This window comes from Streptomyces sp. MK7 (assembly GCF_032658145.1).
Taxonomy (GTDB): domain Bacteria; phylum Actinomycetota; class Actinomycetes; order Streptomycetales; family Streptomycetaceae; genus Streptomyces; species Streptomyces spiralis.
On record NZ_JAVACL010000012.1, the window covers coordinates 164,994 to 180,146 of the forward strand.

Annotated in this window: 13 protein-coding genes and 2 pseudogenes; 8 read left to right on the forward strand and 7 right to left on the reverse strand. The window is 73.5% G+C overall.

Annotated elements, in window-relative coordinates:
* The first annotated feature begins 192 nt into the window (after window positions 1-192).
* The 3 genes from R2S09_RS16610 (at window position 193) to R2S09_RS16620 (ending at window position 2,370) form a co-directional block, all read left to right on the forward strand.
* The gene (locus tag R2S09_RS16610) at window positions 193-1,059 is read left to right on the forward strand and encodes a helix-turn-helix transcriptional regulator (protein ID WP_306187194.1); all 867 of its coding nucleotides are present in this window, start codon (window positions 193-195) and stop codon (window positions 1,057-1,059) included.
* A gap of 3 nt (window positions 1,060-1,062) precedes the next feature.
* The gene (locus R2S09_RS16615; protein ID WP_030172391.1) at window positions 1,063-1,317 is read left to right on the forward strand and encodes a DUF397 domain-containing protein; all 255 of its coding nucleotides are present in this window, start codon (window positions 1,063-1,065) and stop codon (window positions 1,315-1,317) included.
* A 243-nt stretch (window positions 1,318-1,560) separates the two neighbouring features.
* Complete coding sequence (locus R2S09_RS16620; protein WP_306187198.1) at window positions 1,561-2,370, forward strand: SAM-dependent methyltransferase; 810 nt, start codon at window positions 1,561-1,563, stop codon at window positions 2,368-2,370.
* Window positions 2,371-2,436: 66 nt separating this feature from the next.
* On the opposite strand, the gene R2S09_RS16625 is transcribed toward R2S09_RS16620, so the two are convergent.
* Complete coding sequence (locus tag R2S09_RS16625; protein ID WP_306187199.1) at window positions 2,437-3,723, reverse strand: ROK family protein; 1,287 nt, start codon at window positions 3,721-3,723, stop codon at window positions 2,437-2,439.
* A 120-nt stretch (window positions 3,724-3,843) separates the two neighbouring features.
* Window positions 3,844-4,733 (reverse strand): annotated as a pseudogene (locus tag R2S09_RS16630) (DUF3626 domain-containing protein).
* Window positions 4,734-4,832: 99 nt separating this feature from the next.
* On the opposite strand from R2S09_RS16630, the gene R2S09_RS16635 reads away from it, so the two are divergent.
* The 4 genes from R2S09_RS16635 (at window position 4,833) to R2S09_RS16650 (ending at window position 9,089) form a co-directional block, all read left to right on the forward strand.
* Window positions 4,833-5,327, forward strand: coding sequence for an FBP domain-containing protein (locus R2S09_RS16635; protein WP_306187201.1), 495 nt, complete (start codon window positions 4,833-4,835; stop codon window positions 5,325-5,327).
* Between the two features lie 99 nt (window positions 5,328-5,426).
* Window positions 5,427-6,680, forward strand: a complete 1,254-nt coding sequence (locus R2S09_RS16640) for an aromatic acid exporter family protein (protein ID WP_306187203.1) — start codon at window positions 5,427-5,429, stop codon at window positions 6,678-6,680.
* A gap of 25 nt (window positions 6,681-6,705) precedes the next feature.
* A complete protein-coding gene (locus tag R2S09_RS16645; protein WP_316741767.1) occupies window positions 6,706-7,704 on the forward strand; it encodes a hypothetical protein in 999 nt (332 codons plus the stop codon).
* A 125-nt stretch (window positions 7,705-7,829) separates the two neighbouring features.
* Complete coding sequence (locus R2S09_RS16650) at window positions 7,830-9,089, forward strand: lactonase family protein (RefSeq protein ID WP_316741785.1); 1,260 nt, start codon at window positions 7,830-7,832, stop codon at window positions 9,087-9,089.
* On the opposite strand, the gene R2S09_RS16655 is transcribed toward R2S09_RS16650, so the two are convergent.
* Window positions 9,057-9,782 (reverse strand): DUF2470 domain-containing protein, encoded by a 726-nt coding sequence (locus tag R2S09_RS16655; protein WP_306187206.1) that lies wholly within the window; start codon window positions 9,780-9,782, stop codon window positions 9,057-9,059. The two genes, R2S09_RS16650 and R2S09_RS16655, sit on opposite strands and share 33 nt — an antisense overlap.
* A 169-nt stretch (window positions 9,783-9,951) precedes the next feature.
* The gene (locus tag R2S09_RS16660) at window positions 9,952-10,563 is read right to left on the reverse strand and encodes a TetR/AcrR family transcriptional regulator (protein WP_306187207.1); all 612 of its coding nucleotides are present in this window, start codon (window positions 10,561-10,563) and stop codon (window positions 9,952-9,954) included.
* A gap of 156 nt (window positions 10,564-10,719) precedes the next feature.
* Here R2S09_RS16660 and R2S09_RS16665 point away from each other — a divergent pair, with 156 nt between their 5' ends.
* Entirely contained in the window at window positions 10,720-12,312 is a 1,593-nt protein-coding gene (locus tag R2S09_RS16665) for a cytochrome P450 (protein WP_316741770.1), read from the forward strand.
* Here the strand turns inward: R2S09_RS16665 and R2S09_RS16670 are convergent.
* From R2S09_RS16670 to R2S09_RS16680, 3 genes and pseudogenes are all read right to left on the reverse strand, one after another.
* A complete protein-coding gene (locus R2S09_RS16670; protein ID WP_316741772.1) occupies window positions 12,274-13,140 on the reverse strand; it encodes a pentapeptide repeat-containing protein in 867 nt (288 codons plus the stop codon). The two genes, R2S09_RS16665 and R2S09_RS16670, sit on opposite strands and share 39 nt — an antisense overlap.
* A gap of 351 nt (window positions 13,141-13,491) precedes the next feature.
* Complete coding sequence (locus R2S09_RS16675; protein ID WP_316741787.1) at window positions 13,492-14,388, reverse strand: sigma-70 family RNA polymerase sigma factor; 897 nt, start codon at window positions 14,386-14,388, stop codon at window positions 13,492-13,494.
* 53 nt (window positions 14,389-14,441) lie between these two features.
* Window positions 14,442-15,127 (reverse strand): annotated as a pseudogene (locus tag R2S09_RS16680) (PIG-L deacetylase family protein).
* Between the last annotated feature and the right edge of the window lie 26 nt (window positions 15,128-15,153).

Sequence of the window (15,153 nt, forward strand, 5' to 3'; positions counted from 1 at the left end):
CCGGTGCCACCGCGTGCAGTTGGCCGTCCTGACGGCGGCCGGTGCGGCAGCTCCCCGGATCACTATGATGTGGCACACACTCAGCTCGCAACCTGCGTTCTGATAATTTCAGACAGACGCGCATCACCCTGTATCCGGCGCCGACGGCATGGCACACTGCACGCTGTGACGGGCCGTCCCAGGAGGTCAGGAGTGAGCGAGAACCGCTCTGGGGGCAGCGCGCCCACGGTCCTGCGGATGGTTCTCGGCAAGCGCCTGCGCCAACTGCGGGAGCAGGCCGGAGTGTCCTTCGAGGACGCGGCACGGGCCATCGAGGTCACCCCGCTGACGGTCCGCCGCATCGAGAAGGCCGAGGTCGGGCTGCGTATCCCGTACGTCAGGGAGCTGCTGCGCGCCTACGGGGTCCCGGCCGCGGAGATCGACGACTTCGTCGCGATGGCCAGGGAGGCCAACAAGCCCGGATGGTGGTACAAGTACCGCGACGTACTGCCCGAGTGGTTCAAGGCCTATGTGAGCCTGGAGAGCGAGGCGAGCGTCATCCGCCTCTACGAACCCCACTACGTCCCCGGCCTGTTGCAGACGCCCGAGTACGCCGCCGCCCTGCTGCGCACGGGTTTCCCCAACGAGTCGAAGGAGGGGCTCGCCCGCCGCGTGGACCTGCGCGTCCGGCGCCAGGACCTGCTCGCCAAGCCGGACGCCCCGGTGCTGTGGGCCATCCTGGACGAGACGGTGCTGCGCCGCCCCGTCGGCGGGGCCGAGGTGATGCGGGCCCAACTGAACCGGCTCGTCGAGGCCTTGGACATGCAGAAGGTGCGCATCCAGATCATGCGTTTCTCCGTGGGGGCCCACCCGGGCGCCTACGGCCCCTTCCACCACTTCCGCTTCGGATTCTCCGAACTGCCCGACGTCGTCTACACCGAGAACCTCGCGGGCTCGGTCTACTACGACCGTCCGGAGGACGTCGTCGCCTACCTCGAAGTACTGGACCGGATGTCCGTGCAGGCGGAACCGGTCACCCGCACCAGGCAGATCCTGGCCGAACTGCGTAAGGAGTTGTGATCCATGGCATCCAAGGCATCCGGCGTCCCCGTCCGCAACGGCATGCCCGCCGGCGAACTGGGCCGCGAGGGCTGGCACAAGCCCTGGAGCGGCACCAACGGCGGCTCCTGCGTCGAGGCCAAGCGCCTGCCGGACGGCAGGGTGGCCGTGCGGCAGTCCACCGACCCCGAGGGCCCGGCGCTCATCTACACCCGGGAAGAGATGATCACCTTCCTCCAGGGCGCCAAGGCGGGGCTGGCGGACTTCCTGGTCGACTGACCCGGGGGCCGCGACCGGACCAGGGCCGGACAGCGGCCGGGCCCCGGCCGAACCGGGCCGGGCCGCCGGACGGCCCGACCACGCGGGACCACCCGCACGACACCTCCCGCCGTGCGGGTGGTCCCGCTCCCCACCCATCGCCCACGGCGATGGAGCGAATCACCAACTCGAGCCATCCATAAAGACGTTGACGGTAGCTTGGACGGACCGCAGACCGCGTGTGACGTACAGCAGGAGAACTCCATGGCAGACGAGCGGCTCACCCCCGACCAGGACGCGTTGTCCAAGATCGACACGACGGTGCCGCACTCGGCCCGTATCTGGAACTACTGGATGGGCGGCAAGGACAACTACGAGGTGGACCGGATCGCGGGCGACGCCTACCGCGAGCACGCGCCCACCATCGAGACGATGGCCCGCGCCTCCCGCCAGTACCTGATCCGCGCGGTGACGTACGTGAGCGGCGAACTCGGCATGCGCCAGTTCCTCGACATCGGCACCGGGCTGCCGACCTACGACAACACCCACCAGGTCGCCCAGCGCATCGCCCCCGAGTCGCGCATCGTCTACGTCGACAACGACCCGCTGGTGCTGCGTCACGCCCAGGCCCTGCTCACCAGCACCCGGGAGGGTGTCACCGAGTACATCGACGCGGACCTGCACGACCCGGAGAGGATCATCGAGCGGGCCGCGAAGACCCTGGACTTCGACCGGCCGGTCGCCCTGATGCTCATGGGCATCCTCGGTCACATCCAGGACTACGAGGAGGCGAAGTCGATCGTCCGCCGCCTCCAGGCCGCCCTGCCCTCCGGCAGCTGCTTCGTCCACTACGACAGCACCGACACCGACCAGGCGCTCAAGGAGGCCCAGCAGGGCTACGACGACACCGGCGCCATTCCGTACGTCCTGCGCAGCCCGGAGCAGCTCGCCGCCTACTACGAGGGGCTCCAGCTGGTCGAGCCCGGCATCGTCTCCTGCCCGCTGTGGCGCCCCGAGCCCGGCACGGACCCCGAGCCCACGGACATCCACGGCGGCGTGGCCCGCAAGCCCTGAGCTGTCCCGTACGTCCTCCCGGCCCGACGCGTCACGTACGCCCTCGTCCCGTTGTGAGCTGTGTCGTCATGACCTGCGCTCGTCCAGCGCCGCCCGCCAGGCCGGGAGCCGGTCCGCCGGCTCCGGTTCGGCGCGGCGGCCGCCCCGGGCGAAGAAGTCGGCGAGCGGCAGGATGGCCGCTCCGACGGTGACCGCGTCGGGACCCAGGCGTCCCAGTTCGACGGTCACCTTCTCGGCCGGGTGGCGCAGGGCGTACGCCGTGGCGTGGCGGCGTACGGCGGGCAGGAAGCGCGCCCCCAGCTGGAGGCCCGCCCAGCCGCCGATGAGGATGCGCTCGGGCTGGAACAGGTTGATCAGGTCGGACAGACCGGCTCCCAGGTACTCGGCGGTCTCCTCGAGCACGGCGAGCGCCACGGGGTCGGCGGCGGTGCCCTCGGGCGGGTACGCGGCGGCCAGCATGGCGGTCAACGCGGTCTCCTCGTCGGTGTCGCGCGGCGGCCGTCCCCCTTCCTCGCGCCAGCGGGCCAGCAGCGACTCCGCGCCGGCGTACGCCTCCAGACAGCCGAGCGCTCCGCACCGGCACCGGCGGCCCCGCACGCGGACGGTCAGGTGCCCCCACTCGACGGCCCGGCCGCGTTCGACCTCGGGCGTGACCAGGCAGGCGCCGACACCGGAGCCGAAGAGCACCACCACCGCGTTGCCCGCGCCGCGCCCCGCGCCGAACCACATCTCGGCCTGGCCCAGCGTCTTGGCGCCGTTGTCGATGAAGTACGGGACGCTCTCCGGAAGTTGCGAGCCGCTGCGGAGCAGCGCCTCCAGGGGTACCGCGTCCCAGCCGATGGTCTGCCCGTGCACGACGGCACCCCGGTCCTCGGTGCGCTCGACGATGCCGGGGACGCCGATGCCGACGCCGAGGAGCCGCTCGGGGGCCGGCCCGGCGCCGGCCAGGACCTCGGCGATCCCGTCCCGGATGTGCCCGGTGATCACCTCGACGTCGTAGCGCTGCGCCGCGAGCGGCCGCTCGGCGCGCGCCAGCTCCGTGAGGGTGAGGTCGAACAGCTCGATGCGCACCCGGGTCTCGCCGACGTCCACACCGATCATGTGACCGCTGTCCGGGGCCACGCGCAGCAGGGTGCGCGGGCGCCCGCCGTCGGAGTCGACGCTGCCGGCCTCCTCGACCAGGCCGTCGGCGATCAGGTCGGCGACGACGTTGCTGATCGAGCCGGAGCTCAGACCGGTCGCCGGGCCGAGCTCGAAGCGGCTGAGGGGGCCGTCGAAGTAGAGCCTCTGCAGGACGGCCGTACGGTTGCCCCGCCTGAGATCGCGCACCGTGCGCCCGTTCCGCCCCGCCATGTGGCTCCCTTGTCCGAATCCATCCCGACCCATCCCGACCTGCAACATACCGCTGCGAGCCATGATGGCGCGACTTCTTCGCAGCCTTAGTCCACGTAATAAATTAAGACGTGGTCGCGATCAGGACGCGCACCCGGCGCTCGTTCCCCGGACGCGCGCCGTCCCCGCACCTTCGGGCGCCCCGTGCCGGGCGAGAGTGTGCCAGACCATCCTCAGGTCCTGCGCCACGTAGCGGCCGGTGCGGGCCGCTACGCCGATGATCCTCGGGTCCAGCCGGCCGTCCTCGGCGATCCGGGCGCCGAGGTCCGCGTGCTCCGGGCCGCGGTAGTCGCCGTGGCGGCGCGGCTCGGCCACGGTGATCCGGTAGCCGGGGTGCCATTCGAGCGGGCACGGCAGGTTCCGGGCGTCGGCCTCGACGGGCGTGCCCCGGTAGCTCGCGTCCAGGACCAGCGCCTCGACGTCCCGGGCGAGGTCGACGCCGCCGTGGACCTGGGCTTCGATGTAGTCGTCGAGGGCGTCCCGCTCATCGGCCCCGCCACCGCGACCAGCGCCATCGCGGCGGCGGTGCCGAAGTCGGCGGGTTCGGCGGCGCTGTCCGGGTAGCAGAAGGTGGCGCGGGTGAGGGCCGCCGCGGTGAGCCGGAAGTGCGAGGAGCCGAACCGCGGGGCCGCGCCGACCACCTGGCGGCGGAAGTCCAGGGCGCCGTAGACGGGCCGCTCGGTCGCCGGCGCGTCGTCGTAGGCGCCGCCGAAGATCCGGCTCTCCCAGCGCCGGCGGTCGCCGCCGGGGTGCGCGGTGAGACCGCCGTTGCTGGTGCCGGTCACGAACTGCGAGTGGTACGCCCCGTCCCGGGCGAGTGACCGGAGGACGGGCAGACCGCCGCAGAGCCGGTCCGGATGGAGGTTCAGGGTGATGCGCAGGTCCGGATCGACGGCCGGGCCCGTCGACAGCCCGGTGACATGCCGCAGCGCGGCCCGAGCCCGCCGGGGCCGCACGCCCTCGAAATCCATTGGATACCCCTCGCCGAAGCTGTCTACCCTAGGCTTGAAACTAACACTTTTAGGCAGGCACGCGCTGACGTGCCCGTGCCCGACGCCCCGGAGCCTCCCATGAGACCACTGACCGAGCAGGACATCCGCAACTCCTTCGTCAACTGCTCCAAGGGCGAGGCCAAGCGCCTGGCCGTGCCGCGCGATCTCGACGAGCGTCCCTGGGACGACCTCGACTTCCTGGGCTGGCGGGATCCGGGCGCGCCCGACCGCAGCTACCTGGTCACCGAGCGGGCCGGGGGCCTGGTAGGCATCGCCCTGCGCTTCCCGTCCTCCCAGCGCGGCTTCCTGCACCGCAGCATGTGTTCGCTGTGCCTGACCACGCACCGCGGCGGCGGGGTGTCCCTGATGACCGCCCGCAAGGCCGGCGCGGCGGGCCGCGAGGGCAACTCGGTCGGCGTGTACATGTGCACCGACCTGGCCTGCTCCCTGTACGTGCGGGGCAAGAAGGTCCCCGACTCCGGGGCCCGCTTCGAGGAGAGCCTGACGCTCCAGGAGCAGATCGCCCGTGCGACCGGAAATCTGGCCGCCTTCCTGGACAAGCTGTACGCCTGATCACCTGGACCGGCCACGTGCCGCACCGGTGCGGCAGGACCGATGCGCCTGCGAACGCGGGACGTTCGATGCGTCGGTGAACGGGGAACAGCGCAAGGGATGCGAGATGTACGTGAGTGGACGGCACCCCTTGTGCGACTGGTGCGCCGGCACCGTGACCCCGTCGTCGTGCAGGCGCTGCGGTCGACGGTCGCGGCGACGATCGCGTATGTCATCGCCAAGCAGCTGAGCCCGGAGCCGGCGCCGCTGACCGCTCCCCTGACGGCTCTGCTCGTCGTCCAGGTCACCCTCTTCTCCACGCTCACCACCAGCATCCGCCGGGTGAACTCGGTGGTGGCGGGGGTGCTCGTCGCCATCGCCTTCTCCCTGCTGGTGGGGCTGACCTGGTGGAGCCTGGCGCTGGTGATCCTGGCCGGGCTCGCCGTCGGACACCTGGTGCGGGTGGACGAGTTCGTGGCCGAGGTGGCGATCAGCGCCATGCTGGTCCTCGGGGTGACCACCGTCGGCAGCACCGGCTGGGCGCGGATCGTGGAGACGCTGATCGGCGCGGTGGTCGGCATGGCCTGCAATCTGCTGCTCGCTCCCCCGGTGTGGACCGAACGCGCGGGCGAGTCGATCGACGGGCTGGCGCGCCGGATGCGGCAGCTGATGCTGCACATGGGCGAGGAGGTGGCCGGCCGCCCGCCGGTGGAGCGTACGGCCGCCCGGCTGCACGAGGCGCGCCGCCTCGACCACGACATCGCCGACGTGGACGCCGCCCTGCGGCAGGCCGAGGACAGCCTGCGGCTCAACCCGCGGGTGCGCGAGGGCCTGCTGCACCGGGTGGTGCTGCGCACCGGGCTGGACACGCTGGAGATCTGCACGGTCGTGCTGCGGGTGCTGGCACGCACCTTCACCGACCTGACCAAGGCGCGCGAGCCCGAGCCGCTGTTCGCACCGCAGACCGGTCCGCTGGTGCAGCAGCAGCTGTCCGAGATCTCCGACGCCGTGGTCAGCTACGCGGTGCTGGTGACCACCGATGTGAGCGTGAGTGCCGAGTCGGCCGAGTCCCGGCTCGCCGCCGAGCTGCGGCAGGCGGCGGCCACCCGCGACAAGCTGGCGCAACTGCTGCTGGAGGAGGCGCAGCGGGACGCGAGTCAGTGGCAGCTGCATGGCGCGGTGCTGACCGAGGTCAACCGCATCCTCGACGAGATGGACATCGAGCACCGCTCCAGGCGGTTGTTGGAGGAGCTGGACCTGCACACCCGCGCGCAGCGCGCACGCAGGTCCCGGCTGACCCGGTTCGCGGACCGGCTGGGGGCGCCGGTCAGGCTGGGGCGGAACCGCGGGGACGCCGTGGGGCGTTCTCTGTGACAGGACGACGGAGGGGGACGGACGCGTGGCCGACGCGAAGGTACGGATCGACGGGAACACCCTGTGCCTGCCGGGCGGTGTGGCGGTGCGGTTCATGCGCACGCTCAGGCTGCCGGAGACGGGCACGCATCGGCTGCCGCCGGGTCTCGGGGAGTTCCCGCTGCGGCGGGTGGCGGACCATCCGGACACGGCGCCGGAGCAGTGGCGGGCGCGGGGCGGGGTGATGCTCCCGGTGTATCTGCGCGAGGCGATGTGGCTGAGCTTCGCCGGTACGACCCGGCCGGCCGCGCTGCAGGTCGGGGTGGGCAAGGTGTGCGCCGTCTCGGGCCGGCCCTGGAGCGACCGGCTCTCCCGGGATCCGCAGAACTACGTGGTGCTGCCGCGCCAGCCCTGGCTGGACGGCATCCACTCCGGCAAGGGCACGGTCCGCCAGTTCGTCGCCGTGCCGCTGGGCCTCGGAGCGACCGTGGAGGGTCAGGTCACGGGCGAGGAGGTGTGGGGCGGTGTGCAGTTGCAGTCGTTCCCGCTGAGCGGGGCCGCGCTGGCCCGGTGGCAGGAGCAGCAGGCGCGGGAGGGGATCGTACGGCGGCGGTTGCCGGCTGCCCCGGCGGCCGCCCCGGGGAGTGCGCCCCAGGCGTACGGCGCCGCGATGGGGCTCGGCGTCGGCGGCTCGATGCGCCAGGAGGTGTACCGGGACGAACGGCCGCCCGGCGACTGGACCGGCGAGCCCGCCGGACGGGTGTTCGTGCACCTGGTGACGCCCCCGGAGTGGCGCCGCATCACCGGTGAGAATCCCCCGCCGTCACCGGTGGACCGCGCCGCGTACACACGCGCGGGCCTGCCCTGGTTCGACTACTACGACCAGGACGCCGAGGACCTCGCCCCCACCGACGGCCTGGGATCGGTGCGGCCGGTCGGGGACTGGCTCGGTGACGACCACGAGCCCTGGCAGGAACCGTCGCCACACCAGATCACCCCGCTCAAGGACGCCCCGGGCAAGCCCGTCGACGACGGCAGCTGGTAGCCCCCGGCGCCCGGAGGTACCGTATTGCGCGCCGTGCAACCGCGGTTGCCGGTCTTGCACGTGCGCGGTGGTCCAGGTCAAGGTGGCCTGTGACGACCGAGGCAGTCGAGACCTGGGGTGCGGGCATGGACGGTGGAGCGCGGGCGGCGCGCGGAGGCTGGAGCCGGCGCCGGTTCGTCGGTGCCGTGGCCGGTGTCGCCGCGATGGTGGCCGTTCCGGCTCCGGCACGCCCGGGGCCCGAGCCCGGCTCCGGTCCCGGGTCCCGCTCCGGGCCTGGGTCCGCGACCGGGCAGGTGCCGGGCGAGACGGCCGCGCCCGAGGCGGCGGGCACGGGGAAGCCGGCGGGCGGGGGGTCCGGGCCGCGCCCGCTGTACCTGGGCACCTACACGTCCATCGAGGGCGGCGGTGCGGGCATCGGCCTGGCGGTGTACGACCCGGTCACGGGCGCCGTGACCGGCCGGGGCACCCTCACCGGGGTCGTCGACCCCTCCTACCTCGCGGTGCACCCGAACGGCCGGACGCTGTACGTGGTCGACGAGCGCCCTGACGGCGGCGTGACCGCCGTACGGCTCGCCGACCGCAAGGTGCTCGGCACCCGCGCCACCGGTGGTGCGGGCCCCTGCCATCTGTCCGTGCATCCCGGCGGGCGCTGGCTGCTGAGCGCCGACTACCAGTCCGGCAGCGTGGCCGTGCATCCGATCGACGGCTCGGGGGCGCTCGGCGAGCGCACCGACCTGGTGACCCACTCCAGCCCGCCGCCCGGTCCCGGACAGCAGGGCCCGCACGCCCACCAGTTCGTCACGGCCCCGGACGGCCGCCACGTCCTCGCCGTCGACCTGGGCACGGACACCGTCTACACCTACCGCCTGGACACCGTCACCGGCAGGCTCACCGAGACCTCCCAGGCGCACACCCGGCCCGGCGCCGGGCCGCGCCACCTGACCTTCCACCCCGGCGGCCGGTACGCCTACCTGGCCGACGAGGTCGACGACACGGTCACCGTCTGCGCCTACGATCCGCCGACCGGACGGCTGACCATCGGCCGGCCGCAGTCCACGGGCTCCGGGGCGGGCACGAACCATCCGGCACAGATCCTGGTCACCGCCGACGGCCGGTTCGCCTACCTCGCCAACCGGGGCGACAACAGCCTGGCGCGCTACGCGGTCGAGGCGGGCGGGTCCCGGCTCAGGCTGCTGGACACCGTGCCGGTGGCCGGTGACTTCCCGCGCCAGATCGCCTTCTCGCCGGACGGCGGGCTGCTGTTCGCGGCGAACCAGAGGTCGAGCACGGTCAGCGTCTTCCACGTGGACCGGGTGAGCGGCGCGCTGCGGCTGGCCGGTGAGCCGTTCGCCTCACCGGTCGCCGTCTGCGCGCTGCCGCTGTAGGGAGTGCGGGCACGAGGCCGCGCCCGCCTGGGCGAGCAGGACGTGCATGCGCTCGGTGAGCCGGCCGATGTCGTCGGCGGGCGCGTGGAAGGGCAGGCGTACGTCGCCGTCGGTGCGGGCGCGCTCGACGCGCAGGGTCAGCGCGTGCCGGTCCACGGCGAGCGGCCGTACGCGCACCGCGCCGTGCAGGCTGTCGGGCCCGACGAGCCGGCTGAGTCGTTCCACCGCGTCGGGGTGGGCGTCGGCGAGATGGGTGAGCAGCCGGGCCTCCGCCGGGGCCAGCGGGTCGGGCGCCGCGGCGGCGAACTCCGCGGGGTCGACCGCGACGGCGCCGGACGGCTCCCGCAGCACCACGCGCGTCGGGCGGAACACCAGGTGCTCGCCCTCGCCGGCGAACCGCCCGGCGAGCCACAGCCGGGCGCGGATCCGCCGGCGTACGGGGACGGGCGCGACGTCGGCGAACTCCACCACGGCTGGCAGTTCACCGCGTGGCGCGCAGACGGCGCTCGCGCTCAGGGCGCTGTCCTCGGACGGGCGCAGGCGCACCCGGCCGTCCTCGTCCACGGTGTGCGCGCCGACGAAGTCCTCCCGGCCGCCCTCGGCGGTCACCGCGCAGGACCACGCGGCGGCGAGCACCGATCGCGCCCGCTGTGCCGCGCCGGGCACCGCCGCCCAGGTGTGGCTGTCACCCATCCCGACCTCCTCATTAGGTAAGCCTTGCCTAACTTACAGAAGATCGAGGCGCACGCCAACAGGCGTCCGTCGTGGACAGATGCACCTCGGGGGCGTATGGAGGCACGGACGGCGGCGGACAGGGCGTGCGCGGCAGCCCCCGGCCGGACACGGACGCCCGGCGCTCCACTCAGGGCGCGAGCACGCCCAGCAGCGCCCGTGCGCACAGGTCCCGTACCTGTTGCCGCGTCAGGTCCGGACCCCGCAGCCACTCCAGGCAGACGGCGGTGGTGAAGGCGAGCCAGCCACGCACCGCGAGTGCGAGGTCGGGGCGCCGGGCGGCGAGCGGGCCGAACTCGGGGTCCGCGGCGAGCGCGGCCAGGATCTGCTGCTCCTGCGCGGCCAGCGCCCGCTGGTAGACGCGGCGCACGGCCTGGTCGCCCGCCGCGTCCGCGCGGTGGAAGGCGCGGTAGCCGTGGGCATGGGCCTGGACGTACTCCAGGTAGGTGTCGAGCCCCGCCGCGAGCTGCTCGCGCACCGGCACCCCGGGCACGGCCGCGGTCATCCGCAGCATCCGCTCGCTCTCCCGCTCCACGACCGCCGCGAAGAAGTCCCGTTTGTTCGGGAAGTAGTGGTAGAGCAGCCCCCGCGAGACACCCGCGATCTCGGCGACCTGCTCGATCCACACGTCGTCGTAGGGGCTCTCGGAGAACAGCCGCGCCCCGACCGACAGCAGCTGCTCGCGGCGTTCCTCCGTGCTGAGCCGGCGGCGCGTGCGCCGCTCCCCCTGGTTCGCGGCCATGCCCGCACTCTACTTGACGCCGGTTCAACAACGGGACCAGACTGAAAACCGCTATTGAATCCACGTACAACACCGAGGGCGAACGGGGAGACGAGCGGCATGGCGCGGACGACGACCGGAACCGGACCCACCGGACCTGCGGAACCCGCCCGAACCATGGGAGCTACCGCACCTGCCGGACCCGCCGGACTGCCGAAAGGATTCCGCGGGGCGGAGCTGGGCTGGCCGGAACTGCACCGCATCCCGCATCCGCCGCACCGGCTCCCGCTCCTCGGCGATGTGCTCGGCGCAGACCGGCGCGCGCCCGTGCAGGATTCGATGCGCTACGCCCGCATGCTCGGCCCGATCTTCCGGCGCAGGGTGTTCGGCAAGGAGTTCGTGTTCGTCTGGGGCTCGCGGCTGGCCGCCGACCTGGCGGACGAGACACGCTTCGCCAAGCACGTGGGCCTCGGCGTGGCCAACCTGCGGCCGGTGGCCGGGGACGGCCTGTTCACGGCGTACAACCACGAGCCCAACTGGCAGCTGGCGCACGACGTCCTGGCCCCGGGCTTCAGCCGGGAGGCGATGGCCGGCTACCACGTGATGATGCTGGACGTGGCCGCCCGGCTCACCGACCACTGGGACCGGGCGCTCGCCGCCGGCCGCACCGTGGACGTGCCCGGCGACATGACCAAGCTGACCCTGGAGACCATCGCGCGCACCGGCTTCGGGCACGACTTCGGCTCCTTCGAGCGCTCCCGTCCGCACCCGTTCGTCACCGCGATGGTCGGCACCCTCTCCTACGCGCAGCGGCTCAACACCGTCCCGGCCCCGCTGGCCCGCTATCTGCTGCGGGGTGCCACCCGCCGCAACGCCGCCGACATCGCCTACCTCAACCGCACGGTCGACGACCTCGTCCGCGCCCGGCGCACGGCGGGCGAAGACGGGGCCGGGAACGGGGACCTGCTCGACCGGATGCTCGAGACCGCCCACCCGGACACCGGGGAGCGGCTGTCCCCGGAGAACGTGCGCCGTCAGGTGATCACCTTCCTGGTCGCGGGCCACGAGACCACCTCGGGCACGCTGTCCTTCGCGCTCCACCACCTCGCCCGGCACCCGGACGTCGCGGCCCGCGCCCGGGCCGAGGTGGACCGTGTGTGGGGGGACACGCCGACGCCCGGCTACGAGCAGGTCGCCAAGCTGCGGTACGTGCGCCGGGTGCTGGACGAGTCGCTTCGGCTCTGGCCGACCGCACCCGCCTTCGCCCGCGAGGCCCTGCGGGACACGGTGCTGGCCGGGGAACATCCGATGCGCCGGGGCGCCTGGACGCTGGTGCTGACGACCATGCTGCACCGCGACCCCGAGGTGTGGGGCGCGGACGCGGAGCGGTTCGACCCGGACCGGTTCGAGGCGCGGGCCGTACGGGCCCGGCCACCGCACGTCTTCAAGCCGTTCGGCACCGGAGCCCGGGCCTGTATCGGCCGCCAGTTCGCCCTGCACGAGGCGACCCTGGTCCTCGGCCTGCTGCTGCGCCGCTACGACCTGCACGCCGATCCGGGCTACCGGTTGAAGGTGACCGAGCGGCTGACCCTCATGCCGGAGGGCCTGCGGCTGCGCCTCGAGCGGCGGACGGCCCCCGCCGCGCCACCGGCCCCGGAACCGGGCCCGGCCGGGGCGGCACGGGTCCCGGTCCCGGACGATCGAGTTCCGGTCCCGGGCGAGGAGGGGCGCTCAGCCGCGCGCTGCCCAGTGCACCGGACGGGTGACTGACACCGGCAGCCGGGTGCCCTCGCCGCCCCGGGCCGCGTCGAGCTGCGGCTGGGTCAGGAAGAACGCACCGGTGAGATCGGCGTCCGTGAGGTCGGCGTCCCGCAGGTCGGCGCCGATCAGATCCGCACCGCGCAGATCGGCCCCGGTGAGGTCGGCGGCGATCAGATAGGCGCCGCGCAGGCTGGCCCCGCGCAGGTCGGCGCCCCGCAGCCGGGCGCCGATCAGGTCGGCGCCCCGCCGGTCCTTGCCCCTGCCCTTCCTGCCGGGCACCGCGGACCGGGCCAGCTCGCTGGTGCGCAGCAGGAGCACGTTGACGTCCTGCCGGTGGGCGCCGACGTCGAGCTCGGTGAGTTCCTCGGGCGGCAGCAGAGCGAGCCGCTCGGTCTTCTCCAGGGCCCGGCGCAGGTCGGCGTGGACGGCGCGGGCGGCGGGCAGACCCAGCGCCTCGGTCAGGTACCACAGCAGTTCGTGCAGCTGGCGCACGACCGGGAACACCTCGGACATCCGCCGGGCGTCCTCGCGGGAGCCGTCACGCCAGTCCCGGCCGGCGAAGGTGACCTGGGAGACCTTCTGGCCGGCGCCGAAGCAGTCGTAGACCGTGCAGCCGGTGAAGCCCTTCTGCCTGAGCCGCGCGTGGATGCCGCACCGGTGGTCGCTCTGGAGGTTCGGGCAGGGCTTCCCGGCCGGCTTGTCGAGCGCGAAGTCCGCCGAGGCGGCGAAGGGCAGGGCCACGCAGCACAGCCCGAAGCAGTTCGCGCAGTCGCCGCGCAGGTCGGGCCGGTGGGGCACATCGGGCCGGCCGGCCGTGCCGGCTGTCTGGTCTGGCATGTCGTCCACCCTACTGACCTGCGGGGCCGGCCCCGGACCACCCGGTCGGCGCAGGAAGACGGCGGTGGTGGCCGTGAAGCGCCCGGTCGTCGGCTGCCCGCTGTCCCGCAGGTCCGGCCTCACCGGTCGCCGGTGGGCGGACACGCCCCCGAGGTCGCCGGGACGGGCCGAGGCCCGCACGGGACCGCCCGGCAGGCGGCTCACCGGCGGGCCGTCCCCGCTCACGTGGTGGGCGGGGCGGGTTCCGTCGTGGGCGGAGAAGGCGGGCCTGGCGAGGAGCCCGTCACCGGGTGGGCAGGCGGGGCAACCGGATGACCCGCGCGGCGACTTGTCCAGACCGGCCCGCGGCCGTCAGTCCGCCAGGACGGCGGGCAGGTCCAGCCGTTCCAGCCGCTCGGTGTCGGCCAGGATGTACATGTGGGTGATCCGGCCGTCGGCGATGGTGACGCCCATGACCGACAGCGGCCGGCCCTCGGGGGCGTTGGCCACTCCGACCGTGCCGTTGACCAGGACGAGCCGTGCCGACCCCGCGTACTGGGAGAAGGTGAGCGCCTGCGCGGCCACCGTCCTGGCCCCGTGCACCACCTTGGAGACGGCGCCGCCCCGGACCAGGGCGCCGGCGTCGACCCGCAGCACCACGTCGGGGTGGAGCACGGCGACCAGTGCCTCGAAGTCGCCGCCGCGCGAGGCGGCCAGGAAGGCGTCGAGGACCTGCCGCTGCCGTCCGAAGTCGGTTTCGGTGGACGGGGTGGCGCCCTGGACCCGGCGGCGGGCACGGCTGGCAAGCTGCCGGGTCGCGGGCGGGGTGCGCTCCACGATCGGGGCGATGTCGTCGAACGGCACCGCGAACAGGTCGTGCAGCACGAACGCCAGCCGCTCGTCCGGCTCCAGCGTCTCCAGCACGACCAGCAGGGCGAGCCCCACCGAGTCGGCCTGGAGCGCCTCCTGCTCCGGGTCGATCCGGGTCAGGGGCCGCAGCACGGGGTCGGGGACGAAGGTCTCGTCCATCGGTTCCTCACGGCGCGAGGTGCGGGTGCGCAGCAGATCGAGGCAGATCCGGCCGATGACGGTGGTCAGCCAGGCGGCCAGGTTGTCGATGGCGTCCGCGTCCGCGCGGGTCAGCCTCAGCCAGGCCTCCTGCACGGCGTCCTCGGCCTCCGGCAGCGAGCCGAGCATGCGGTAGGCCACCGCCCGCAGCTGACCGCGGTGCTCCTCGAAGCGCCGCGCCAGGTTCTCCTGGTCGTCCATGCCGGTCATCCCCTCCGCTGGATCCATCTGGATCATCGTAGGCACCCGGCCCGTCAGCGGCCGAACAATTCGAACGCCACCGCCGGTTTCCCGCCGAACCGTTCGCCCGCCGCCTCGGTGCTCATGGTCAGGAAGCCGCGCGCGTACCGTTCCGGGTCCTCGTCGGTCAACGCCTCGATGTAGCTGCGGTGTTCGAGCAGCGAGCGGACCGCCCGGTCCAGGCCCGGCCCGGCGGCCACGGCATGGGTGGGCGTGGCGGAACCGGCGACGGCGACCCAGCGCACCCCGTTCCAGGGCTCGAGGCCCTGCTCGGCGAGTTCCGGGAAGACCAGCGGTTGCCCGCGTCGCCCGCCGCGTCCAGGGTGGCGCGGCCCACGGCCGCATGGTCCGGGGTGTTCCAGACCAGGCCGCCCCAGGTGTCGCGGTGGTTGAGGGTGATGACCAGTTCGGGACGGTGACGGCGGATGGCGGCGGCGATGTCGCGGCGCAGCGCCGTGCCGTACTCGATCACGCCGTCCCGGTGGTCGAGGAACTCCACCGTCGTCACGCCCACGACGGCCGCGCTCGCCCGCTGCTCCCCCTCCCGCAGGGCGCCGCACGTGTCCGGCGCGAGGGTGTCGATCCCCGCCTCGCCGCGGGTGGCGAGGACGTAGGCGGCCTCGCGGCCGCCGTCGGTCCACCGGGCGATCGCCGCCGAGCAGCCGTACTCGAGGTCGTCCGGGTGCGCGACGACCGCCAGACGCCGCGGGCCCCGCCCTTCGGGCG

Bases quoted from the DNA above. Each gene is read 5' to 3' on its own strand.
- R2S09_RS16655 (WP_306187206.1), bottom strand. From the start codon at position 9,782: ATGGGTGACAGCCACACCTGGGCGGCGGTGCCCGGCGCGGCACAGCGG.
- R2S09_RS16625 (WP_306187199.1), bottom strand. From the start codon at position 3,723: ATGGCGGGGCGGAACGGGCGCACGGTGCGCGATCTCAGGCGGGGCAAC.
- R2S09_RS16620 (WP_306187198.1), top strand. From the start codon at position 1,561: ATGGCAGACGAGCGGCTCACCCCCGACCAGGACGCGTTGTCCAAGATC.
- R2S09_RS16650 (WP_316741785.1), top strand. From the start codon at position 7,830: ATGGACGGTGGAGCGCGGGCGGCGCGCGGAGGCTGGAGCCGGCGCCGG.
- R2S09_RS16660 (WP_306187207.1), bottom strand. From the start codon at position 10,563: ATGGCCGCGAACCAGGGGGAGCGGCGCACGCGCCGCCGGCTCAGCACG.
- R2S09_RS16675 (WP_316741787.1), bottom strand. From the start codon at position 14,388: ATGGACGACCAGGAGAACCTGGCGCGGCGCTTCGAGGAGCACCGCGGT.
- R2S09_RS16665 (WP_316741770.1), top strand. From the start codon at position 10,720: ATGGGAGCTACCGCACCTGCCGGACCCGCCGGACTGCCGAAAGGATTC.
- R2S09_RS16635 (WP_306187201.1), top strand. From the start codon at position 4,833: ATGAGACCACTGACCGAGCAGGACATCCGCAACTCCTTCGTCAACTGC.
- R2S09_RS16640 (WP_306187203.1), top strand. From the start codon at position 5,427: ATGCGAGATGTACGTGAGTGGACGGCACCCCTTGTGCGACTGGTGCGC.
- R2S09_RS16670 (WP_316741772.1), bottom strand. From the start codon at position 13,140: ATGCCAGACCAGACAGCCGGCACGGCCGGCCGGCCCGATGTGCCCCAC.
- R2S09_RS16615 (WP_030172391.1), top strand. From the start codon at position 1,063: ATGGCATCCAAGGCATCCGGCGTCCCCGTCCGCAACGGCATGCCCGCC.